Annotated in this window: 24 protein-coding genes; 15 read left to right on the top strand and 9 right to left on the bottom strand. The window is 71.0% G+C overall.

Going from position 1 to position 20,922, the window contains the following annotated elements; translation table 11 throughout:
* The first annotated feature begins 26 nt into the window (after positions 1-26).
* The 5 genes from A3CQ_RS0145610 to A3CQ_RS0145590 all read left to right on the top strand — a co-directional run bounded on the left by A3CQ_RS0145610 (position 27) and on the right by A3CQ_RS0145590 (position 2,734).
* Positions 27-1,214 carry a mechanosensitive ion channel family protein gene (locus A3CQ_RS0145610; RefSeq protein WP_020517663.1) on the top strand — a complete coding sequence of 396 codons (1,188 nt, stop codon included), beginning with the start codon at positions 27-29 and terminating at the stop codon, positions 1,212-1,214.
* Between the two features lie 50 nt (positions 1,215-1,264).
* Complete coding sequence (locus A3CQ_RS0145605) at positions 1,265-1,705, top strand: phage holin family protein (RefSeq protein ID WP_020517662.1); 441 nt, start codon at positions 1,265-1,267, stop codon at positions 1,703-1,705.
* Positions 1,698-1,976 carry a DUF3618 domain-containing protein gene (locus A3CQ_RS0145600; RefSeq protein WP_020517661.1) on the top strand — a complete coding sequence of 93 codons (279 nt, stop codon included), beginning with the start codon at positions 1,698-1,700 and terminating at the stop codon, positions 1,974-1,976. The genes A3CQ_RS0145605 and A3CQ_RS0145600 overlap by 8 nt, the downstream gene beginning before the upstream one ends.
* 5 nt (positions 1,977-1,981) lie before the next feature.
* Positions 1,982-2,242, top strand: a complete 261-nt coding sequence (locus tag A3CQ_RS0145595) for a DUF4235 domain-containing protein (RefSeq protein WP_020517660.1) — start codon at positions 1,982-1,984, stop codon at positions 2,240-2,242.
* A 288-nt stretch (positions 2,243-2,530) separates the two neighbouring features.
* A complete protein-coding gene (locus A3CQ_RS0145590) occupies positions 2,531-2,734 on the top strand; it encodes a cold-shock protein (protein ID WP_020517659.1) in 204 nt (67 codons plus the stop codon).
* A gap of 105 nt (positions 2,735-2,839) precedes the next feature.
* On the opposite strand, the gene A3CQ_RS59900 is transcribed toward A3CQ_RS0145590, so the two are convergent.
* Together A3CQ_RS59900 and A3CQ_RS0145585 are read right to left on the bottom strand one after the other, a co-directional pair.
* Positions 2,840-3,034, bottom strand: coding sequence for a hypothetical protein (locus tag A3CQ_RS59900; protein ID WP_245577656.1), 195 nt, complete (start codon positions 3,032-3,034; stop codon positions 2,840-2,842).
* A 41-nt stretch (positions 3,035-3,075) separates the two neighbouring features.
* A complete protein-coding gene (locus A3CQ_RS0145585) occupies positions 3,076-4,053 on the bottom strand; it encodes an aldo/keto reductase (protein WP_020517658.1) in 978 nt (325 codons plus the stop codon).
* Positions 4,054-4,132: 79 nt separating this feature from the next.
* Between A3CQ_RS0145585 and A3CQ_RS0145580 the strand changes: the two genes are divergently transcribed.
* Positions 4,133-4,894: a trans-aconitate 2-methyltransferase gene (locus tag A3CQ_RS0145580; protein WP_020517657.1), complete on the top strand. Its 762-nt coding sequence runs from the start codon at positions 4,133-4,135 to the stop codon at positions 4,892-4,894.
* A 17-nt stretch (positions 4,895-4,911) separates the two neighbouring features.
* Positions 4,912-5,922: an adenosine deaminase gene (locus A3CQ_RS0145575; protein ID WP_020517656.1), complete on the top strand. Its 1,011-nt coding sequence runs from the start codon at positions 4,912-4,914 to the stop codon at positions 5,920-5,922.
* On the opposite strand, the gene A3CQ_RS61905 is transcribed toward A3CQ_RS0145575, so the two are convergent.
* The 4 genes from A3CQ_RS61905 to A3CQ_RS0145555 form a co-directional block, all read right to left on the bottom strand.
* Complete coding sequence (locus A3CQ_RS61905) at positions 5,907-6,059, bottom strand: hypothetical protein (RefSeq protein ID WP_169516373.1); 153 nt, start codon at positions 6,057-6,059, stop codon at positions 5,907-5,909. The two genes, A3CQ_RS0145575 and A3CQ_RS61905, sit on opposite strands and share 16 nt — an antisense overlap.
* A gap of 12 nt (positions 6,060-6,071) precedes the next feature.
* On the bottom strand, positions 6,072-8,297 hold the full coding sequence (locus A3CQ_RS0145565) for an RICIN domain-containing protein (RefSeq protein WP_026206920.1): 2,226 nt from the start codon (positions 8,295-8,297) through the stop codon (positions 6,072-6,074).
* Positions 8,298-8,513: 216 nt separating this feature from the next.
* Positions 8,514-9,896: an ATP-binding protein gene (locus A3CQ_RS0145560; protein ID WP_020517654.1), complete on the bottom strand. Its 1,383-nt coding sequence runs from the start codon at positions 9,894-9,896 to the stop codon at positions 8,514-8,516.
* 17 nt (positions 9,897-9,913) lie between these two features.
* Positions 9,914-10,603: a response regulator transcription factor gene (locus A3CQ_RS0145555; protein ID WP_020517653.1), complete on the bottom strand. Its 690-nt coding sequence runs from the start codon at positions 10,601-10,603 to the stop codon at positions 9,914-9,916.
* A gap of 96 nt (positions 10,604-10,699) precedes the next feature.
* Between A3CQ_RS0145555 and A3CQ_RS0145550 the strand changes: the two genes are divergently transcribed.
* A complete protein-coding gene (locus A3CQ_RS0145550; RefSeq protein WP_020517652.1) occupies positions 10,700-11,587 on the top strand; it encodes an ADP-ribosylglycohydrolase family protein in 888 nt (295 codons plus the stop codon).
* Positions 11,588-11,651: 64 nt separating this feature from the next.
* Positions 11,652-12,137, top strand: coding sequence for an HIT family protein (locus tag A3CQ_RS0145545; RefSeq protein ID WP_084699509.1), 486 nt, complete (start codon positions 11,652-11,654; stop codon positions 12,135-12,137).
* Here A3CQ_RS0145545 and A3CQ_RS0145540 read toward each other — a convergent pair.
* On the bottom strand, positions 12,097-12,678 hold the full coding sequence (locus A3CQ_RS0145540) for a TetR/AcrR family transcriptional regulator (RefSeq protein WP_020517650.1): 582 nt from the start codon (positions 12,676-12,678) through the stop codon (positions 12,097-12,099). The genes A3CQ_RS0145545 and A3CQ_RS0145540 overlap by 41 nt on opposite strands.
* Before the next feature lie 53 nt (positions 12,679-12,731).
* Here A3CQ_RS0145540 and A3CQ_RS0145535 point away from each other — a divergent pair, with 53 nt between their 5' ends.
* On the top strand, positions 12,732-13,901 hold the full coding sequence (locus A3CQ_RS0145535; protein ID WP_026206919.1) for an FAD-dependent monooxygenase: 1,170 nt from the start codon (positions 12,732-12,734) through the stop codon (positions 13,899-13,901).
* 3 nt (positions 13,902-13,904) lie between these two features.
* Here A3CQ_RS0145535 and A3CQ_RS0145530 read toward each other — a convergent pair whose 3' ends face one another.
* On the bottom strand, positions 13,905-16,076 hold the full coding sequence (locus tag A3CQ_RS0145530) for an elongation factor G-like protein EF-G2 (protein ID WP_020517648.1): 2,172 nt from the start codon (positions 16,074-16,076) through the stop codon (positions 13,905-13,907).
* 191 nt (positions 16,077-16,267) lie between these two features.
* Between A3CQ_RS0145530 and pgsA the strand changes: the two genes are divergently transcribed.
* Genes pgsA through A3CQ_RS0145510 form a run of 4 tightly spaced genes read left to right on the top strand, consistent with a single transcriptional unit; the run spans position 16,268 to position 19,532 of the window.
* Positions 16,268-16,939 carry a phosphatidylinositol phosphate synthase gene (gene pgsA, locus A3CQ_RS56345; protein ID WP_051115544.1) on the top strand — a complete coding sequence of 224 codons (672 nt, stop codon included), beginning with the start codon at positions 16,268-16,270 and terminating at the stop codon, positions 16,937-16,939.
* Positions 16,936-17,802 (top strand): phosphatidylinositol mannoside acyltransferase, encoded by an 867-nt coding sequence (locus A3CQ_RS0145520; protein ID WP_020517646.1) that lies wholly within the window; start codon positions 16,936-16,938, stop codon positions 17,800-17,802. Before pgsA ends, A3CQ_RS0145520 begins: the two co-directional genes overlap by 4 nt.
* A gap of 10 nt (positions 17,803-17,812) precedes the next feature.
* Positions 17,813-18,967 (top strand): glycosyltransferase family 4 protein, encoded by a 1,155-nt coding sequence (locus tag A3CQ_RS0145515; protein ID WP_020517645.1) that lies wholly within the window; start codon positions 17,813-17,815, stop codon positions 18,965-18,967.
* Between the two features lie 25 nt (positions 18,968-18,992).
* Complete coding sequence (locus tag A3CQ_RS0145510; RefSeq protein ID WP_020517644.1) at positions 18,993-19,532, top strand: hypothetical protein; 540 nt, start codon at positions 18,993-18,995, stop codon at positions 19,530-19,532.
* 7 nt (positions 19,533-19,539) lie between these two features.
* On the opposite strand, the gene pdxS is transcribed toward A3CQ_RS0145510, so the two are convergent.
* A complete protein-coding gene (gene pdxS, locus A3CQ_RS0145505) occupies positions 19,540-20,436 on the bottom strand; it encodes a pyridoxal 5'-phosphate synthase lyase subunit PdxS (RefSeq protein WP_026206918.1) in 897 nt (298 codons plus the stop codon).
* A gap of 201 nt (positions 20,437-20,637) precedes the next feature.
* Here pdxS and fliQ point away from each other — a divergent pair, with 201 nt between their 5' ends.
* The gene (gene fliQ / locus A3CQ_RS0145500) at positions 20,638-20,910 is read left to right on the top strand and encodes a flagellar biosynthesis protein FliQ (RefSeq protein ID WP_020517642.1); all 273 of its coding nucleotides are present in this window, start codon (positions 20,638-20,640) and stop codon (positions 20,908-20,910) included.
* Positions 20,911-20,922 lie beyond the last annotated feature (12 nt).

The following is a 20,922-nucleotide window of genomic DNA, read 5'->3' as shown; positions in this document are numbered from 1 at the left end:
GCCCGTCCCGTGGAGAGGAGAGCACGATGCGCCACCTGATGATCGGAATCCTGACCGTCGTGGCCACGGCCGGCGCCGCGATCGTGCTCGTCGAGATCCTGCACTGGATGACGACTCGGCTCGGCCGCCGCTCGGAGCTCGCCGCCGACCTGGCCCGCACCGCGCACCGCCCGTTCTTGGCCACGGTCACCCTGTTCGCGGTCCAGCAGGCGGTCCGCTGGCAGGCCGGTGACTTCCCGGGCCGCGGCCCGCTGCTGCACCTGCTGGTGATCCTGTTCATCGCGGCGTTCGCCTGGCTGGTCGCCGCGCTGGTGCTGGTGCTGGAGGACGCGGCGCTGGCCCGCTGGCGCACCGACGTCCCCGACAACCTGAAGCGCCGCCGTCTCAAGACCCAGGTGGTGATCCTGCGCCGGGTCACGGTCGCCGCGATCGTCGTGCTCACGCTCGGCGTGGTGCTGATGACCTTCCCCGACATCCGGGCGCTGGGCGCGAGCGTGCTGGCCTCGGCCGGCCTGGTCTCGGTGATCGCGGCATTGGCCGCGCAGAGCACGCTCGGCAACGTGTTCGCCGGAGTGCAGCTGGCGTTCAGCGACGCCGTCCGGGTCGACGACGTGGTCGTCGTCGAGGGGGAATGGGGCCGGATCGAGGAGATCACGCTCACCTACGTGGCCGTGCAGATCTGGGACGATCGCCGGCTGCTCCTGCCGACCTCGTACTTCACCACCAAGCCGTTCCAGAACTGGACGCGTACGGGATCGGCCGTGCTGGGCACCGCCGAGCTGGACGTGGACTTCTCGACCGACATCGAGGCGCTGCGGGCCGAGCTCCGCGCGGTCTGCGAGGGATCCAGCCTCTGGGACGGGCGGGTCTGCGTGCTGCAGGTGACGGACGCGGTGGGCGGGAACGTCCGGCTGCGCGCGCTGGTGAGCGCGGCCGACGCGGCGGCCCTGTGGGACCTGCGCTGCCTGGTGCGTGAGCGCCTGGTCGCGTACGTCTGGCAGCATCAGCCGGACGCCCTGCCGCGGCTGCGCGCCGACCTGGAATCCGCCGAGCCCACGCCGGCCCGCTTGTCCCCGCCGCCCCGGTCGGAACCCTCCAACGATGCCCAGGTCTTCAGCGGCGGGCGCGACGCCGAGGAGCGAGGCGCCCGCTTCGGCGGCCCGGATGGTGACACGGCGGCGAGCGCTTTGCCGGGTTTTAAGCAAGAGGATTGACTCACAGTTGATCAGGGCATAAACCCTGGGTAGGGGAAAGGGGGGTCACGATGGCCGACGTCCTGAACGGCAAGAGACCGGTCGCGGAGCAGTCCACGGCCGAGCTCGTGCAGACCGCCAGCGAGCAGATCTCACGCCTGGTCCGCGACGAGATAGCGCTGGCCAAGGCCGAGCTCGCCGAGAAAGGCAAGCACGCCGGCATCGGCATCGGGCTGTTCGGCGCCGGCGGGGTGTTCGTGTTCTACGGCGTGGGTGCCGCGATCGCCACACTGATCATCGTGTTCAGCCTGTTCCTGCCGCTCTGGCTGGCCGCGCTGATCTGGACCGTAGCCTTGTTCCTGGTGGCCGGGCTCTTGGCGCTGTTCGGCAAGATTCAGGTGACCAAGGCGGTGCCGCCGGAACCGAAGGCGGCGATCGAGAGCGTCAAGCTCGACGTCGACGAGGTCAAGCAGGCGGTCAGGACCGGTCGAGGAGCGGAGCCGAATGAGTGAGCAGACGGGCGATACGGCGGCGCCGGCGCCGAAACCGACCATCGCGGAACTGCGGGCCGAGATCAAGCTGACCCGCGCGGAGCTGGGCGAGACGGTGCAGGCCCTCACGGCCAAGGCCGACGTCAAGTCGCGCGCGCTCGGCCAGCTCGAGCAGAGCAGGCAGCGGGCCCGCGAGGCGGTGGTGGCCAACCAGGTGCCGATCGCTCTGGTGGCGGCGGGCATCGTCGCGGTGGTGGGGATCATCCTGGTGGTACGGGGGAGGCGACGTTGAGCAGGATGTCCAAGATCGCGTACAAGCCGGTGGGTCTGTTGCTCGGCGCGGCCGCCGGGGCGGTGGCCGGATATGCGTTCAAGGAGATCTGGAAGGCGGTTTCCGGAGACGACGACGCACCGAACGCGACCGATGAGGACCGCGGCTGGGGGGAGATACTCGCGGCCGCCGCGCTACAAGGTGCGATCTTCGCTCTCGTGAAGGCGGCCGTCGATCGAGGCGGCGCTTCGACGGTGCGCAAACTGACCGGCCAATGGCCCGACTAAGGCGCCCCTGAGCTGCACGGGCCTCCCACATCGCGAGAGCGAAGTGGGGGGCCTTTTCCGTATAGCCAGGCGTTTATTCGATTCGCTTCAGGGGCAGCTTTTCCGGCCCCTTCTCGGGTACAGTGTGCCCAGTTTTTGCGTATGTGGTTCGCTGCTTCCGCCAAGACCGCGGGATGGTCGCAACGGATGGGACGTCCTCTGGAAGGGCCGCCTCACGGCGCCGCTGCTCGAAAACGGTCATCGGCCCGGGCTTCAGCAGGGCCGGCATTTTCAGAGGGAGAGTTCAGCATGGCGCAAGGAACCGTGAAGTGGTTCAACGCGGACAAGGGCTTCGGCTTCATCACCGTCGACGGCGGGGGTGCTGACGTGTTCGTCCACTTCTCGGCCATCCAGATGAGCGGCTACCGCACTCTGGAGGAGAACCAGCGGGTCGAGTTCGAGATCGCCCAGGGCCAGAAGGGCCCGCAGGCGGAGCAGGTTCGCCCGCTCTGAGCCAAACACGCCGGTCCTTCGTGACCGGCCGCCGATCGCCTGGCGGAGATCGGCTTCGGATCGAGACAAGCCCCGCACTCTCGTTGGAGAGTGCGGGGCTTTCCTTTAGCTTTCTACTTTTCTTTTGGATCGAGATCGGACACGTTCGCCGATCACTGCCAGGATCAGGCCGAACACGGCAACACCGACACCGACGAATGCCCAGGTTTGTTTGCCGCTCATCTTGCTGTCGCTGAGAATGTCAAGTCCTTGGACTGTCCACAGCGCACCGACGACGATCGCGAGAAGCCCGATCGTCATGAGCAACCACCCTTTGAGTCGCGGGGGTGATGCCGGTTCGTTCACCATTTGTCATGCACCGCCGGACGAATCAGTTCGTCGTAAAGCGCCTTCACCGCGGCGAGAGTCTCGGGCGGCAGTGGCGCCACATCGGCGGCGGCCGCGTTGGCCCGGGCCTGCTCGGGGTTGCGGGCGCCCGGGATGACCACGGTGACGCCGGACTGGTCGAGGATCCAGCGGAGCGCGAACTGGGCCATGGTGGCGCCGGAGGGAACCAGAGGGCGCAGCCGGCGGACCGCCTCGAGGCCGGTCTCGTAGTCGACCCCGGCGAACGTCTCGCCCACGTCGAAACTCTCGCCGTGGCGGTTGAAGTTTCGGTGGTCGTTGGCCGGGAAGGTGGTGTGCTCGTCGTACTTGCCCGAGAGCAGGCCACTGGCGAGCGGCACCCGGGCGATGATCCCGATGCCGGCCTCGGCGGCGGCCGGCAGCACCCGCTCGAGCGGCTTGAGCCGGAACGCGTTGAGGATGATCTGGATGCTCGCGGTGCCCGGGCGGGCGATGGCGGCCAGCGCCTCCTCGACCTTCTCGACGCTCACGCCGTACGCCTTGATGCGCTTCTCCTCGACGAGGGTGTCGAGCGCGTCGTAGACCTCGCCGGTGGAGTAGACCGGCGTCGGCGGGCAGTGCAGCTGCACCAGGTCGAGCGTCTCCACGCCGAGGTTGGCGCGGGACCGGTCGGTCCAGCGGCGGAAGTTGTCGAGCGTGTAGTTCGCCGGGACCTGCTCAACGCGGCGCCCCATCTTGGTGGCGACCGTGAGCTGAGGTTTGTCTTTGATGAACGAGCCGATGATCTGCTCGCTGCGTCCGTCGCCGTAGACGTCGGCGGTGTCGATGAAGGTGACCCCGGCGTCGACCGCGGCCTGCAGGGTGGCGTGCGCGTCGGCCTCGCTGACGTCACCCCAGTCGGCGCCCAGCTGCCAGGCGCCGAGACCGATGACGCCGACCGTGCGGCCCAGCCTCGAGAAGGTGCGATTTTCCACGGCCCGACCCTACCGCTCCCTCTGCTATCGTCCAGCAAGACGTACGTACGGTTTGGAAGACAGTGCAGGAAGGTTGACCATGTGGGATCCGACCGTCTACCGCCGCTTCGGGGCCGAGCGCTCCCGGCCCTTCTTCGATCTGACCGCCCGCATCGACGCCGACCGGCCGCGCGCCGTCGTCGATCTCGGCTGCGGCCCCGGTGAGCTCACCCTGACCCTGGCCGAGCGCTGGCCGCAGGCGCGGGTCACCGGCGTCGACTCGTCCCCCGAGATGATCGACAAGGCCGTCGCGCACGGCGGGCCGGCCTGGTTCCAGCTCGGCGACGTCCGCGACTGGAAGCCCGGCGCCGACGTCGACGTGCTGGTCACCAACGCCACCCTGCAGTGGGTCGACGGGCACCGCGAGCTGCTCGCCCGCTGGGCCGCCGAGCTGCCGCCCGGCGCCTGGCTCGCCATGCAGGTGCCGGGCAACTTCGACGGCCCCTCGCACCGCCTGCTGCGGCAGGTGGCGGCGGAGTACGGCGTGGCCCACGTGACCCGGGAGGCTCCGGTCGACGACCCGACCGGCTATGCCGGCCTGCTGATGGCGGCCAGGGCCGAGGTCGACGCGTGGGAGACGACGTACCTGCACCTGCTGCCCGAGAGTGGCGAGGCACACCCCGTTCTGCGGTGGATGGAGGGCACGGCGTTGCGGCCCGTCAAGGCCGCGCTGGACGAGAATGCGTGGGAGTCGTTCCGCGCCGACCTGGAGCGGGAACTGACCGCCGCCTACCCGGCGGCACACGGGCACGTCGCGTTCCCGTTCCGCCGCGTCTTCGTGGTGGCGCGGACCGCGTCCTGACGAAAGGAAAACCCCGCGTGACCTCGTTCATTGCCGGGCTGCCGAAAGTAGAGCTGCACGTGCACCACGTCGGCTCGGCCTCGCCGCGGATCGTGGCCGAGCTGGCCGCCCGCCACGAGGGCCGGTCGCCGGTGCCGGCCGATCCGGCCGCGCTGGCCGACTACTTCGCGTTCCGCGACTTCGCGCACTTCATCGAGGTGTACCTGTCCGTCGTCGACCTGATCCGCGACGACGAGGACGTGCGGACGCTGACCTACGAGGTGGCCCGCGAGCTGGCCCGCCAGCAGGTCCGGTACGCCGAGCTGACCGTCACGCCGTACTCGAGCGTGAAGCGGGGCATCGCGGCGAAGGCGTTCTGCGAGGCGATCGAGGACGCCCGGCGCGGCGCGCGGCGCGACTTCGGCATCGAGCTGCGCTGGTGCTTCGACATCCCGGGCGAGGCCGGCCTGCCCGCCGCCGAGGAGACGCTGCGGGTCGCCCTCGAGGAGCGACCGGACGGACTGATCAGTTTCGGCCTCGGCGGGCCCGAGGTCGGCGTGCCGCGGCCACAGTTCAAGCCGTACTTCGACCAGGCGCGGGCGGCCGGGCTGCACAGCGCGCCGCACGCCGGCGAGACCACCGGGCCCGAGACGATCTGGTCGGCCGTGCGCGACCTGGACGCCGAGCGGATCGGGCACGGCATCTCCGCCGCGCAGGACCCGGAGCTGATGGCGTACCTGGCCGAGCACGGGATCCCGCTGGAGATCTCACCGACCTCCAACGTACGCACCCGGGCGGTCGCCTCGATCGAGGAGCACCCGCTGGCCGTGCTGGTCGGCGCCGGCGTTCAGGTGAGCATCAACTCCGACGACCCGCCGATGTTCGGCACCACGATCGAGGAGGAGTACGCGGTCGCCGCCCGCCTGCTGGACCTCGACGACGCGGGCGTGGCCGAGCTGGCCCGGGGCGCAGTGCGGCAGAGCTTCCTCGACCCGGCCGGCAAGGAAGCTCTGATCGCCGAGATCGACGCCTATCAGAACCGCGCGTAGAGCGGTTCCTGCCACACCGCGAGCACCACGATGATGCCGATCGTGAGGATCGCGATCCAGCGCACCAGGCGCCGCTTGTTGAACCGGGCCGGGCCCTCGTCGGGCTCGGCCAAGGGTTTGGTGAGCGTCTCAGGCATCGTCGCCTCCCGTCAGTCGGGTACCGCCGTCCAGCTCTGGTGGCGCTGACCGTTGCCGTTCTGGAGCACCAGCACCCGGTGCGCGCCGAAGCGTTGCTGTCCTACGCCGGCGACCAGGTCGCCGACCGTGGTGCGCAGAGTGAATCCGAACGGCGAGGCCTGCAACTGCCAGCGGGCTCCGTCGTCGGTGCCGCAGTCGCCCTGCACCAGGGGCGTCCCGGCGACCGGGTTGCCGTTGAGCGGCACCACGCACTTGCCGGTGGCGCGCGAGACGAGCGAGTAGCTGCCGGTGCCGGCCGGCACCAGCTGCCACTGCTGCTGCGCGTCGCCGTCGGTGCCGGCCAGGGTCAGCGGAGTCCCGTTGGCGGTACGGGCCGCGTACAGGTCGGCGGCGCCGCCGGTCAGCGCGTTGGTCAGGGTGAACCACGTGTTCTGGGCGGGCCGGGCGGCGGGCGCGGTCTCGGCCGTGGCCTTCGCCGCGTACGTGCTGCCCGTCTTGATCGTCACCTGGTAGGTCGCGTCCGGCCGGAGGCCGATGAGCCGGGCCCGGGTGGCCTTGGTGGTGGCGATCGGCGAGTTGCCGACCCAGACCTCGTACGTGGCGGTGGGTGAGGCCGCGCTCCAGGTGAGCCGGACCGAGCTGCTCGTGGCGTCGCGGATCTCGAGCACCGCCTGGACGGCCTGGGCCGTCACCGGCCGGGTGACGATCGGCTTGGCCGTGTGGCCGACCGGCTCGGTCGACGGAGAGGTGGAGACCGGCGGCCCGGCGCCGTTCCCGTTCGCCGGGCCGTTGCCGTTGCCATTTCCGTTGCCATTTCCGTTGCCCGGTGCCGGGCCGTCGCCCGGGGCCGGGGGCGCGTCGCCGCCGCCGTCCGCGACGCCGCCGGGGCCGGGGGCGGGGGGCACGCTCACGCTCGGCGCGACCGACGGTGCCTCGGTGGGCGCCTCCGTCGCGGTGTCCGAGGGTGCGCCGACCGCGTCCGGTACGTCGTCGCCGCCGTCGCTGCGCAGCAGGAACTCGCTGGTGGCGATGTTCCAGTTCTTGGCGAGCCAGCTGCCCGGCTTGGGGTTGGTGCTGAAGTAGTCGTCGTGGCCGCAGTCGAGACGCGTCTCGTGCTTCTTGGGGCAGACGTCGCGCACCGGCTTGCCGGAGCGGTCCTCGCCGCAGAGCAGGTCGTACTCGTCGAGGCAGCCGCCCGCACCGCTCGCGTTCGGCGAGCCGATCAGCACCGCGCCCAGCGTCTGGGTGAGTTCCCGGGCCGCCATCACCGAGCTCCAGCAGCCCGAGTCGACCCGGCCGTACGACGGACCGCCGTTGTTGCGGTTGCCCAGGCCGGCCCGGGTGTCGGCGATGTAGGTCGCGATGCCGCAGTAGACGTTGGCGTCGGCGAACATCAAGTACTTGCGGTCGTTCCGGTTGTAGCCGAGCGCCTGCAACGCCCGCACGCTCTTGGCGAACGTGTCCAGCGCCTCGGGCGGCAGCTGCACCTCGGCGACGTCGACCCGGCACTGCGGGGTGGTGACGAAGCGGATGTGCCGCGATCCGCCGGTCTCGCCGGCGCTCTCGTCGAAGATCTGGTCGACGCCGGCCGACCACGTGCGGATCGAGCCGAGGAAGTCGGTGTACCGCGACGGGGTGCCGAACTCGTGCAGGTAGAGCACCTGGACCCGCTTGCCGCTGCGCCCGTCGGACTCGCAGGCGACGTTCTGCGCGCCCATGATGAAGTCGGCCTCGCCGGGCGCGGCGTCGGGGATCAACGCCGGCGCGTCCGCGGTCAGCGCGCTGCCGCCCTCGTCCCGGGCGATCTCGGCGTCGGTCGGCACCGCGGCCGATTCCAGGGTGGGCTGCACCGGCTCGGGCGCTTTCGCCGTGACCGGGGTGACGTCGCGGCGGACCGCGAGGCCGGCCGGGGCCGGGTCGGGGCCGTGCGTGCAGGTCTGGTCGTCCAATTGGTACGTACCGGCACAGATCGCGTCGGCCTTGGCCGCCGAGAGTCCCTCGTAGACCAGTCCCTGGCCCGGGTTGTCGGCGGGCAGGGCGGCCAGCTCGAGCTGCTGCGAGCCGCCGCCGGAGACCTCCTCGACCACGCTGGGACCGACGACGCCGCCCACGCCGAGCACGGCCAGGCCCAGGCCGACCGGCAGCAGCCGGTGCGTCCACGGGCGCGCGGCCGTGCCGGGGCGTTCCACCCGGCGATGTGCGCGCGGCGCGACGACCGGCCGGCGGTGGGTGGACAAGTCCTCTCCTTGCCTGGCGGGAGCGCGGTGGGAGGCGGATATGGGATTACCGCCTCTCACCGCGTGTGAGCTTCGCCGGTTCGCTGCGCGGGGACGATGTGCGGGGTCCGAACCGGGAAGCCGGATGGGATCGGGGGGAACCATTCCACTCCGGGCGAGCCGGCGAAACCTCTTTAATGCAGATCTAAGCAACTGTTGCACCGCCCGGAGCGACGTTCACTCGGGCCTCCCGGGGCGGTTGCCGCGTTCCCGGGCCAGGCGCCCGACCAGGCCGAACCGGCTCGCCTGCTTGGGGGTGGCATCGGCGTCGGACAGCAGCATCACCACGCTCGCGCCACCCATCGCGGCGCGGTCGAGGCTGACCGAGCCGCCCGCGGCCTGCGCCGCGCGGCGGGCGATGTCGAGACCGAGACCGGTCGAGCCCTGGTTGCTCTGGCCACGCTGCATCGCCCTCTCCGGGTCGGGGATACCGGGCCCCGCGTCGTCGACGCGGACGGCAACCCAGCCGTCACGCCGGGAGATGCCCACCTCGAACGCGGTTCCTTGGGGGGTGTACCGGAACACATTACCCAAAACGGCATCGAGCGCGGCAGCCAGTTCGGCCCGGCCGACCGGAACCGGGATACGGAGATGAGCGCCGATCACGCGGTACTGCCGGTTCTGGTCGGCGGCCAGCGCCGACCAGAAGGTCATCCGCTCACGGACCACTTCGGAGGCGTCGCACAGGCCCTCCTCGGGAGCGTTCGCCACCTGGGCCGCGACGGCCTGGCGGGTCGTGTTGATCAGCTGGTTGACCTCGCCCTCCAGCGTCACGATCGCCTGCCGGATGCGCCGGATACCGCGCCGCCGGTCGAGTTCCTCCTGGTCGAACATGCCGACCTGGGTGTCGTCGGGGTCGAGGGCCTCGGCGTCGAGGCGCAAAGCGGTCAGCGGGGTGCGCAGCCGGTGCGACAGGTCGGCGACCAGTTCCCGCTCGTCGGTGCGGTTGCTGACGAGGCGGTCGGCCATGCGGTTGAACGCGTACCCGGCCTCGGCCAGCTCCCGCGGGCCGGACGGCTGGATGCGGACGCCGAGGTCGCCGTCGCCGACCGCGAGGGCCGCGTGGACGAGGTTGCGCGCCGAGTTGACCGCGCCGCGGGCCAGCCGGTCGACCACGAAGACCGAGCCGCCGACCAGGCCCAGCGCGATGCCGAGCAGCAGCAGCCAGTTGCGGGTGGTGTTGCCGGCCAGGTCGGCCGCCGGCACGAACACCTCGACCACGGACGTCTTGCCGCCGACGGTCACGGGCTCCAGGCGTACGAGACCATCGGGAACGCCCACCTCGCGGATGGCGCCGCTCGTGGCCGTCAGTCGCACCTCGGCCGCGCCCGCCCGGGTCGACGACACGTCGCCCGGCGGATGGACCACGGCCCGGCCCCCGGCCGCGGCGACCGCAGCGGCCAGACCCTTCTTGTCGGCGCCCGCGGCGACCGCGCCCGCGATCGTGGCGCTGCGCCGCTCGGCCGCGGACATGACCTGGTCACGGTGGTCGGAGCGCAGTTCCCAGCCGAGCGGGATGAGAAACGCCAGTGCGGCGACGGCGGTGGTGACGGCGCTCATGGCCGCCAGCCGGGACCTCAGTCCGGCGCCACCAACCGGAATCCGACCCCCCGCACGGTGCGCAGGTAGCGAGGCTTCGCCGCGGATTCGCCCAGTTTCCGGCGTAGCCAGTACAGATGAACGTCGATCGTCTGGTCCTCGCCGACCGATGGCTGTCGCCATACCTCCTCCAACAGCTCACGACGGGAGACCACTCGGCCCGGACGCGCTGCCAAATATGCCAGTAGATCGAATTCTTTACGGGTCAGGGCCAGCGACTGGTCGCCGAGGCTGGCGCTGCGCTCGCCCACGTCCACCCGCAGCTCGCCGACCTCGTGCACGGCCGGCTGGGCGGTGCGGCTGGCGCGGCCCACCCGGCGCAGCACCGTGGTGATCCGCGCGTCGAGGTGGGCGCCGGTGAACGGCTTGACCATGTAGTCGTCGGCGCCGGCCCGCAGCAACCGGACGACCGTCTGCTCGTCGTCGCGCGCGGTGGCGATGATGATCGGTACGTCGGTGATGCCGCGTAACATGCGCAAAGCGTCCGAACCGTCCAGATCGGGCAGTCCGAGATCGAGCACCACGAGGTCGGGAGTCTCGGCGGCGACCCGCCGCAACGCGTCGAGCGCCGTGCCGACCGCGTGCACAGCGTGGCCCCGATCGGTGAGCGAGCGGAGCATGGCGCCACGCACGACGTGATCGTCCTCGACGAGCAACACCGTGGCCATGCAGAGACCGTACTGCCAACGGCAAGCCGCGCCTAACCGGTGATTCAGGGACACCCTTCGATCACGTTCGGTAGTGGAATACCATCCGATGTGCCGATGTCATTCACGCTTTTCCCCGGTACACGACTGGCCCTGGCCCTCGAGAGCCTGGCCGGTCTCAGTGTCGGCGATGCCCTCGGAGCGCAGCATTTCGTACGGCCCGTCGACTTCGCCGACCTGCCGCCGGGCCCGTGGGAGTGGACCGACGACACCGAGCAGGCGTGCTGTCTGGTCGCCATCCTCGACGAGGGCGAGCTCGACCGCGACGCCTTCGCCGACCTGCTCGCCCGCCATCACGATCCGTATCGGGGCTACGGTCCCGGCGCGGTCGTCATGCTGCGTGCCATCCGCGAGGGTCTGCCGTGGCCGATCGCGTCCGCGGCGGCCTTCGACGGCGCCGGATCGCTCGGCAACGGCGCGGCGATGCGGGCCGCGCCGCTGGGCGCCTGGCACGCCGATTCACTCCGGCGGGCGGCCGCGCAGGGCGCCCGTGCGGCCGAGGTGACCCACGCTCACGCCGAGGGTCTGGCCGGCGGGGTGGCGGTCGCGGTCGCGGCGGCGCTGGCGGCAGCCGGCCGGCTCGACGGGCACCGGCCGGGGCTGCTACGGGCGGTCGCGGCGCACACCCCCGACGGGCGGGTCCGCGAGGGGTTGCTGCGCGCGACCCACCTCCGCGACGTGGCCGAGGCCGCGTACGAGCTGGGCAACGGCTCGGCGGCGATGGCCCGCGACACGGTCCCGTTCGCGGTCTGGGTGGCCGATCGCTTCCTCGACGACTATCCCGGCGCGATCGAGGCCTGCGTCTCGGCCGGCGGCGACGTGGACACGACCTGCGCGATCGCCGGCGGGATCGTGGCCGCCCACACCGGGATGGACGGCATTCCCGCGCCGTGGCTCTCGGCCCGCGAGGCGCTCCCGCCCTGGCTCGCCGCCGCGTTGGCATAGGCTGCCTTCTGTGACGGAGACCGGGGAGCCCGACGGGCTGGAGCGGCTCTGGACGCCGCACCGGATGGCGTACCTGACCGGCGAGGACGCCCCGCCCGGGGGATACGCGAAACCGTCCGGCTGCCCGTTCTGCCTCGCGCCCGGCCTGCCCGAGCCGGAGAGCCTGGTGGTGGCCCGCGGCGAGTTGGTCTACGCGGTGCTCAACCTCTATCCGTACAACCCGGGGCACCTGTTGATCTGCCCCTACCGGCACGTTGCCGACTACACCGACATCACCGAGGAGGAGACGGCCGAGCTTTCGGCCTTCACGCGTACGGCGATGCGGGTGATCCGGTCGGTGAGCAGCCCGCACGGCTTCAACCTCGGCATGAACCAGGGGGCGGTGGCGGGCGCGGGCATAGCGGCCCACCTGCACCAGCACGTGCTGCCGCGGTGGGGCGGCGACGCCAACTTCGTCACGCTGATCGGGCGCACCAAGGTGTTGCCGCAGGTGCTGACCGACACCAGGGTCATGCTGGCGAAGGCGTGGCCCTCTCCGCCAGCGCTCTGATCCCGGCGACGATCTGCTCGGGGGTGGGCGCGGTCGCCGGGTCGGTGAACCACTGGATGAGCACGCCGGACATCATCGCCATCTGCACCGCGCCCAGGGTGCGCACGGTCTCGTCGTCGAGCTCGTCCTCCGGGCGGCCGGTGATCAGCGAGGCCATGCCGCGGCGGCCCTGCTGGATCCCGTCCGCGAGCTGTTCGCGCAGCTGGGGGTTGTGCTCGGCCTGAACCATCACCTCGACGCTGGCCATCCAGAGCGCCCGGTCCTCGGCGAGCGAGCCGAGCACGCGCCGCCAGAAGCCGATCAACGGGTCCTCGCCCGGAGCGCCCGGGCCGGTCAGTGCGAGGCCGATCCGGTCGCCCCAGTCCTCCATCGCGCTGAGCATCGCCGCCGTCATCAGCGCCTCGGTCGAGCCGTAGTGGTAGCCGATCGAGCCGAGGTTGGTGCCGGAAAGCGCCACGATGTCGCGCGCCGTGGTGCGCGCGTAGCCCCGTTCCAGCAGGGCTCGCTTGGCCCCGACCAGCAGATCTTCCTTGTGGCCCACGGTGACGATCCTAACTTCTATACAAACGTATAAGACATTTGTATAGTACGTCCATGACAACCTCACGGGTACTGATCTCGGGAGCCGGCGTGGCCGGTCCCGCACTGGCGTTCTGGCTCCGCAAGCGCGGCTTCGAGGTGACCGTCGTCGAGCGCGCCCCGGCGCTGCGCGAGGCGGGTTACAAGGTGGATGTCCGTGGTGCGGCCACCGAGGTGCTGCGCCGGATGGGCCTGCTCGAGGCGGCCCAGGCCGCCGACACCGGGATGCGCCGCATCACCTACGTGAAGAGCGACGGCCGCCCGATCGCGGCGCTCCCGGCCGACCTGCTCATGGGCCGTCGTGGCGACGACGTCGAGATCATGCGGTGGGACCTGAGCCGCATCCTGCACGACGCCACCGCCGACGGCGTGGAATACGTGTTCGGCGACGCGGTCACCAAGCTCGCCGACGGGCCGGACGGCGTCGATGTGACCTTCGAGCGTGGCGCGCCCCGGCGGTTCGACTACGTGGTCGGCGCCGACGGGCTGCACTCGGCGACCCGGCGGATGGTCCTGGGGGAATCGCCGCTGAGCCACCTGGGGGCGTACATCTCTATCTTCTCGACGCCGAACCTGCTGGGCATCGAACGGGAGGAGGTCATGTACTTCCGGCCCGGCCGGCTGGTCTTCGCGTACGCGATGGATCCACACCAGGACGCGCGGGTCGGACTGGCCTTCGCCGCGCCTTCGCTCGACTTCGACCGGCGGGACGTGGCCGCGCAGAAGCGGCTCGTCCGCGAGGCCTTCGAGGGGCAGGGCTGGCGCACCGGCGAGTTCCTGGCCGCGATGGACAAGGCCGACGACTTCTACTTCGACTCGATGAGCCAGGTCGAGCTGCCGTCGTGGTCATCCGGGCGGGTGGTGCTGCTCGGCGACGCCGCGCACTGCCCCGCGCCGGCCTCCGGGCAGGGCACGAGCCTCGCGCTGGTCGGGGCGTACGTTCTGGGGCGGCACCTCGGCGAGGCGGACGGTTTCGCGGCCTACGAGCGGGAGATGCGGCCGTACGTCGAGAAGAACCTGGCCTTCGGCCGGAAGATGGCCAAGGACATGGTGCCGGGCGGCCGCCTCGCGATCGCCTTCCGCACGTACGGCATGCGGACCCTGAAGTACCACCCGCGCAAGGAGCAGGTGATCGACAAGATCCTCGCGCCGATGCACGAGGCGGCCAACGCCATCGCCTTGTGACGGCTACTTCGTGTGCTCCTTACGCACCCCATCGGCCAGGTGGGCGGGCATGGGCTCGTGCCGCACGTAGGTACGGGTGAACGTGCCCGCCCCGGAGGACAGGGCGCGCAGCTCCACCGCGTACCGGATCAGCTCGGTCTGCGGGACCTCGGCCCGCACGACGCTGTGCACGCCGTCGGCCTCGGACTCCGAGCCGAGCGGCCGGCCCCGGCGGCCGGAAAGATCGCTCATCACGGCCCCGACGTACATCTCCGGGACGCGCACGGCGATCTCGTCGATCGGCTCGAGCAGCGTGACCTGGGCCGCCGCGGCCGCCTCGCGCAGCGCGAGCGCGCCCGCGGTCTGGAACGCGGCGTCCGACGAGTCGACGCTGTGCGCCTTGCCGTCGAAGAGCGTCACCCGCAGGTCGACCACCGGGTAGCCGGCGACCAGCCCGCGCTCGAGCTGGCTGCGGACGCCCTTCTCGACCGAGGGGATGTAGTTGTGCGGCACCGCGCCGCCGACCACCTTGTCGACGAACTCGAAGCCCGAGCCGCGGGGGAGCGGCTCGACGCTGATGTCGCAGACCGCGTACTGGCCGTGGCCACCGGACTGCTTCACGTGCCGGCCGTGCCCCTTGGCCGTGGTGGCGAGCGTCTCGCGCAGCGGCACCTTCACCGGCTCGGTGTCGAGCTCGACGCCGCCCGAGCGCAGCCGGTCGAGCACCACGTCGGCGTGCGACTCGCCCATCGTCCAGAGCACCAGCTGGTGGGTCTCGGCGTTGCGGTCGAGGCGCAGCGTCGGGTCGCCGGCCACGAGGCGGGCGAGGTTTTTCGCGAGGGCGTCCTCGTCGGAGCGGGTCTTGGCCACGATCGCGATCGGCAGCAGCGGCTCGGGCATGGTCCACGGCGCCATCAGCATCGGGTCGTCCTTGCCGCTGAGCGTGTCGCCGGTCTCGGCGCTGCCCGACTTGGTGATCGCGCAGATGTCGCCGGCCACGCAGTACGCCACCTCGCGCAGCGTCGCGCCGAGCGGGGAGTAGACATGCGCCACGCGCTCGTCGGCGTCGTGATCGGGGTGGCCGCGCTCGGCGAGGCCGTGGCCCGAGACGTGCAGGACCTGCTCGGGGCGCAGCGTGCCGGAGAAGACCCGGACCAGCGAGACGCGGCCCACGTGCCGGTCGATCGTGGTCTTGACCACCTCGGCCACCAGCGGGCCGTCGGGGTCGCAGGTCAGCGGCGGGCGCGGGGAGCCGTCCACCCCGGTGACCACCGGCAGGTCGTGCTCCAGCGGCGAGGGAGCGCCGTTGACCAGGCCGTCGAGCAGCGCGTCGAGGCCGACGCCGGTCGCCGAGCAGACCGGGATGACCGGGTAGAAGTTGCCCTTGGCGACGGCCATCTCCAGGTCGGTCACCAGGGTGTCGGCGGTGACCTCCTCGCCGCCGAGGTAGCGGTCCATGAGGGTCTCGTCCTCGCTCTCGGCGATGATCCCCTCGATCAGCGTGTTCCGGTCGTCGGCGATGGGGGTCAGGTGCTCGGGCTCGGCCTCGCCGACCTCGGGCGGGTAGCCCTTCGAATAGTCCAGCACCCGCAGCGTCACCAGGCCGAGCAGGCCGGCCACCGACTCGCCGTCGTCGGCGAGCATCGGCTGGTAGATCGGCATCACGTTTTCGCCGAACGCGTCCTGGCAGGCCTCCAGCGTGCCGTCGTAGTCGGCGCGGGGGTGGTCGAGCCTGGTGATCGCGACGGCCCGGGGCATGCCGACCGCGGCACATTCCTCCCATAACGAAATCGTGGCGTCGGCAATTTTCTCTCCGCTGGATCCGCCCTCGGCCGACACCACGAAGAGCGCGGCGTCGGCGGCCCGCAGGCCCGCGCGCAGCTCGCCCACGAAATCGGCGTACCCGGGCGTGTCGAGGAGGTTGATCTTCACATCCTGGTGGATCAGCGGGGCGCAGGCCAGCGACACCGATCGCTGCTGGCGCACCGCCGCCGGGTCATGGTCGGACACCGTGGTGCCGTCGGTCACCGTGCCCGCCCGCGGAATCGTCCCGGTGGCGGCGAGCAGGGCCTCGACCAGAGTGGTCTTGCCCGAGCTGGAGTGGCCCACCAGCACCACGTTTCGTACTCTGCCGGGCTCGGTCACCACCGGCGCCGCCGCGCCGTTGAGCCCCTTCTCCGAGGTCTTCTGCGCCATGGCAGCCGCTCCCTGCTGTTTGAATGGCCGAGCGTTTCGTGACTGTTACCACGCTGTTCCTGAATCCCACACCCGGCGCTGTAGAGCCCGCAACCCTTTGTAGTTGGCAAAACGCCGCAGAGATGACGATACGGCCACTGGTGGGCGGGCACGTGCCGACTTCCGCCCTGCGCCGATATGGTGGGACCGCCATGGCAAAGATCGTCCAAGTACCCGCCCGTGCTGTCGTGTCGCACGTCGTCAACCCGACCGCCCGCTTCCTGCTGCGCCTCGGGATCTCGCCGAACGCCGTGACCATCGCCGGCACCGTCGGCGTGCTCATCGGCGCGTGGCTGGGCGCCAACGGGCACCTCTTCTGGGGCACGTGGGTGGTCACCGCGTGCGCGCTCACCGATGTGCTCGACGGGACGATGGCCCGCATGCGCGGCGGCTCCGGCAAGTTCGGGGCACTCCTCGACTCGTCGATGGACCGCATCGCCGACGGCGCCGTTTTCGGCGCCGTCGTCTATTACATGGCCACCCAGGGCAATCCGTACGGTGGGGTGGCCGCGGCGCTGGTCGCTCTGGCGGCCGGTCAGGTCGTGTCGTACGTGAAGGCCCGGGCGCAGAGCCTCGGCCTGAACGCGGACGTCGGCATCGCCGAGCGCTTCGAACGGCTGGTCATCCTCGGCGTCGGCGGTCTGCTCGGCGCGGCCGGCCTGGACTGGGGTCTCCCGGCCGCGCTGTGGGTCGTGGCCGCGCTCTCGGTGATCACCGTCTTCCAGCGGCTGATCCACGCCGCGCGCACCGAGCCGGCGCCGTCGGAGACCGCTTCGGACGCCGCTTCGGACGCCGCTTCGGAGACCCGCTCGGAGACTCCGTGAAGGACCGTTTGATCGAGTTCGGCTTCGCGGCCGGGTGGCGGGTCGTGCGCATGCTGCCCCTTCCGGTGGCGCGGTCCCTCTTCAACGCGGCGGCCGACCGCGCGTACAAGAAAAATGGACCCGGCACCCAACGCCTGCGCAGGAATCTCACCCAGGTGGCCGGCGGCGACGTGCCGGAGCAGGTCGTCCGCGACGGCCTGCGCTCCTACGCGCGCTACTGGCTGGAGGCCTTCCGCCTGCCCTCGCAGAGCCGGCAGCAGCTCCTCGACGGGTTCGGCATCTCCGAGGAGCACTACGACTGGATCAGGAAGGCCATGGCCGACGGGAAGGGCCTGATCCTGACGCTGCCGCACGCCGGCAACTGGGACGCGGCCGCCGGCTGGGTCTCCTCCAACGACTGGCGCATGGTCACGGTGGCCGAGCGGCTCAAGCCCGAGGCCGTGTACCGCCGGTTCGTCCAGTACCGCGAGAACCTCGGCATGAAGGTCATCCCCCTCACCGGCGGGGAGCGGCCACCGCTGGACGAGCTGGCCGATCGGCTCCTGGCGGGCTGGATGGTCTGCCTGCTCGGCGACCGCGATCTCTCCCGCAACGGCGTCGAGGTCAGCTTCTTCGGCGGGCGTACCCGCATGCCGGCCGGGCCGGCGATCCTCGCGATCCGCACCGGCGCGCCGCTCTACGCCGTCGGACTTTCCTTCACCCCCACCCAGACGTACGCGGTGCTGAAGCCGATCACGCCGCCGGCGGAGGGTCCGCTCGACGTCCGGGTCAAGGCCACCACGCAGATGCTGGCCGACGCCTTCGCCGAGGGAATCGCCGAACACCCGCAGGACTGGCACATGCTGCAGAAGCTGTGGCTGTAGGGGGAGCATCGTGCGGATCGGGATCGTCTCGCCCTACTCCTTCGACGTGCCCGGCGGTGTACAGAACCACATCATGGATCTCTCCGAGGCGCTGATCGGGCTCGGTCACGAGGTCAGCGTGCTCGCGCCGGCCGACGAGGACGCCGACCTTCCGCCGTACGTGGTGCCGGCCGGGCGGGCCGTGCCGTTTCCCTACAACGGCTCGGTGGCCCGGATCTCGTTCGGGCCGGTGTCGACGGCCCGGGTCCGCCGATGGCTCAACCGGGGCGCGTTCGACGTGCTGCACGTGCACGAGCCGATGGTGCTGAGCCTCTCGATGCTGGCGGTGCTGTCGGCGCGGGGACCGGTCGTGGCCACCTTCCACACCGCGATGACGAGGTCACGGGCCATGTCGGTGGCTCAGGGCCTGTTGCAGCTGGTGATCGAGAAGATCACGGCGCGGATCGCGGTCAGCGAGCTGGCCCGGAAGGTCCAGGTCGAGCACCTCGGCGGGGGAGCGATGGAGATCCCGAACGGGGTGGCGGTCGCGAAGTTCGCCGATGCCGTCCCGTTCGACGGGTGGCCCGGATCCGGCGGGACTCTCGGTTTTCTGGGGCGTTTCACCGAGCCCCGGAAGGGTTTCGAGATCCTGCGGTCGGCGTTCGTGGCGCTGGCCCGGGAACGCCCCGGTCTGCGGCTGCTGGTGGCCGGCCCCGGGGACCCTGACGACCTTTACGACGAGATTCCCGACTCTCTCCACGAAAGAGTGAAATTTCTCGGTTTAGTATCTGAAGCGGACAAAGCTCGCATGCTGCGCAGCGTTGATGTGTATGTGGCGCCGAACACGGGCGGTGAGAGCTTCGGCATGATCCTTACCGAGGCGATGGCGGCCGGAACGGCGATCGCGGCGAGCGACCTCGACGCGTTCCGCCGGGTGCTCGACGGCGGGAAGGCCGGCGCGCTCTTCCCGACCGGAGACGCCGCGGCCCTCGCGGTGCTGCTGGGGGCGCTCCTCGACGACCCCGAGCGGCGCCAGGGGCTGGCCGCGGCGGCCCGCACCACGGTCGCCGCGTTCGACTGGGCGAGCGTGGCGAAGCGTGTCCTCGAGGTCTACGCCACCGCGATCGAGGCCACCGACGGCCGGGTCATCGACGAAGAGTGGTCAGAGCCACGGCCGGGGGCCTGACGGGGGGTCACGAAAGGGCACTACGATGCCCGGCATGTGGTGGGTGCTGGGGGTCGTCGCGGTCATCGCGCTGCTCTCCGCCTACCTCGGCTGGACGGCGCACCGCGTCGAGCGGGTGCACGTGCGCGCCCAGTCGGCCGAGCGGGCTCTCGATGCCCACCTGCTCCGCCGGGCCGCCGCGGCCGCCGTCGTCGCCGAGCAGCGGGACAGCGACGAGCTGTACGCGGCCGCCCGCCTCGCGCTGGACGCCGACCCCGACGAGCGCGAGTCGGCGGAGAACGACCTGACCCGCCGGTTGCGGGCCACGGCACTGACCGGCACCGACCCCGCGACCCGCCAGCTGATCGCCACGAGCCGCCGCGTCGGGCTGGCCCGTCAGGTGCACACCGACCAGGTGCGCGACGCCCTCACCGCCCGCCGCCGCCTGTTGGTGCGAGCGCTGGGCATGGCCAGGCGTTATCCCCTGCCGCAGTACTTCGACATCGAGGACCCGGCGCTGCCCGAGCCGGCGGCGGAGGTCCCGTTGCCCGCGACCCCGCCGACGGCTCCGCTCGAGTCGGTCTGAGCGAGCCTTACCAGCCGCGCTCGGCCAGGCGGTGCGGGACGGGGATGTCGTCGACGTTGATGCCGACCATCGCCTCGCCGAGACCGCGGGAGACCTTGGCGATCACGTCCGGGTCGTCGTGGAAGGTCGTGGCCTTGACGATCGCGTTCGCGCGCTGGGCCGGGTTGCCCGACTTGAAGATGCCGGAGCCGACGAACACGCCCTCGGCGCCCAGCTGCATCATCATCGCCGCGTCGGCCGGGGTCGCGATGCCGCCCGCCGTGAACAGCACGACCGGCAGCTTGCCCGCCTCGGCGACCTCCTTGACCAGCTCGTACGGCGCCTGAAGCTCCTTCGCGGCGACGAACAGCTCGTCCTCCGGCAGCGTCTGCAGCCGGCGGATCTCCTGCCGGATCTTGCGCATGTGGGTGGTCGCGTTGGACACGTCGCCCGTGCCCGCCTCGCCCTTCGACCGGATCATGGCGGCGCCCTCGGTGATCCGGCGCAGCGCCTCGCCCAGGTTTGTCGCGCCGCACACGAACGGCACCGTGAACTGCCACTTGTCGATGTGGTTCGCGTAGTCGGCGGGCGTCAGCACCTCGGACTCGTCGACGTAGTCGACCCCGAGCGCCTGGAGCACCTGCGCCTCGACGAAGTGCCCGATCCGCGCTTTCGCCATGACCGGGATCGACACCGCCTCGATGATCCCGTCGATCATGTCAGGATCGGACATCCGGGACACGCCGCCCTGAGCCCGGATGTCGGCCGGCACCCGCTCCAGCGCCATGACCGCCACGGCCCCGGCGTCCTCCGCGATCTTCGCCTGGTCCGGCGTGACAACATCCATGATCACGCCGCCCTTGAGCATCTCCGCCATACCGCGCTTGACCCGCGCGGTCCCGACGGCGGGCTGGTTCTCAGACATGGTGAATAAGCTCCTCAAGCAGGGTTTCGGTACGTGAATCGTACTCAGCTCGGGGCCCCTCACCGATGGCCAATCGACCCCTCGGTGGCCTGTGTTCCGTGCCGGCGCCGACTTGAGGGTTTCTCCCGGGCGAACCGAACGGCAACCTGGCTGCGCCCGTTTCGCACTCCGCGCCGCCGCCGCCGCTCCGAACTGACTGGCATGACCGACACGATGATTACCGAGCTCGCTCTCCAGGCGATGACCATCGCGGCGAAGATGGCCGCTCCGGTGCTGCTCACCGCCCTGGTGGTGGGCTTCGCGATCTCCCTGTTCCAGTCGGTCACCCAGATCCAGGAGGCGACCCTCTCGTTCGTCCCGAAGGCGGCGGCCTGCGGCGCGGCCCTGCTCTTCTCGGGCAACTGGATGCTCCACGAGATGGTCACCTACACGCAGCAGCTGTTCGAGAAGATCCCCCAGCTGATCGGCTCCTGACCCCGAGCACCT

Origin of the sequence: Paractinoplanes globisporus DSM 43857 (genome assembly GCF_000379645.1) — a bacterium.
GTDB classification, from domain to species: domain Bacteria; phylum Actinomycetota; class Actinomycetes; order Mycobacteriales; family Micromonosporaceae; genus Actinoplanes; species Actinoplanes globisporus.
Note: the sequence above shows the minus strand (reverse complement) of the source record. Positions and strands in the feature narration are given on the sequence as shown.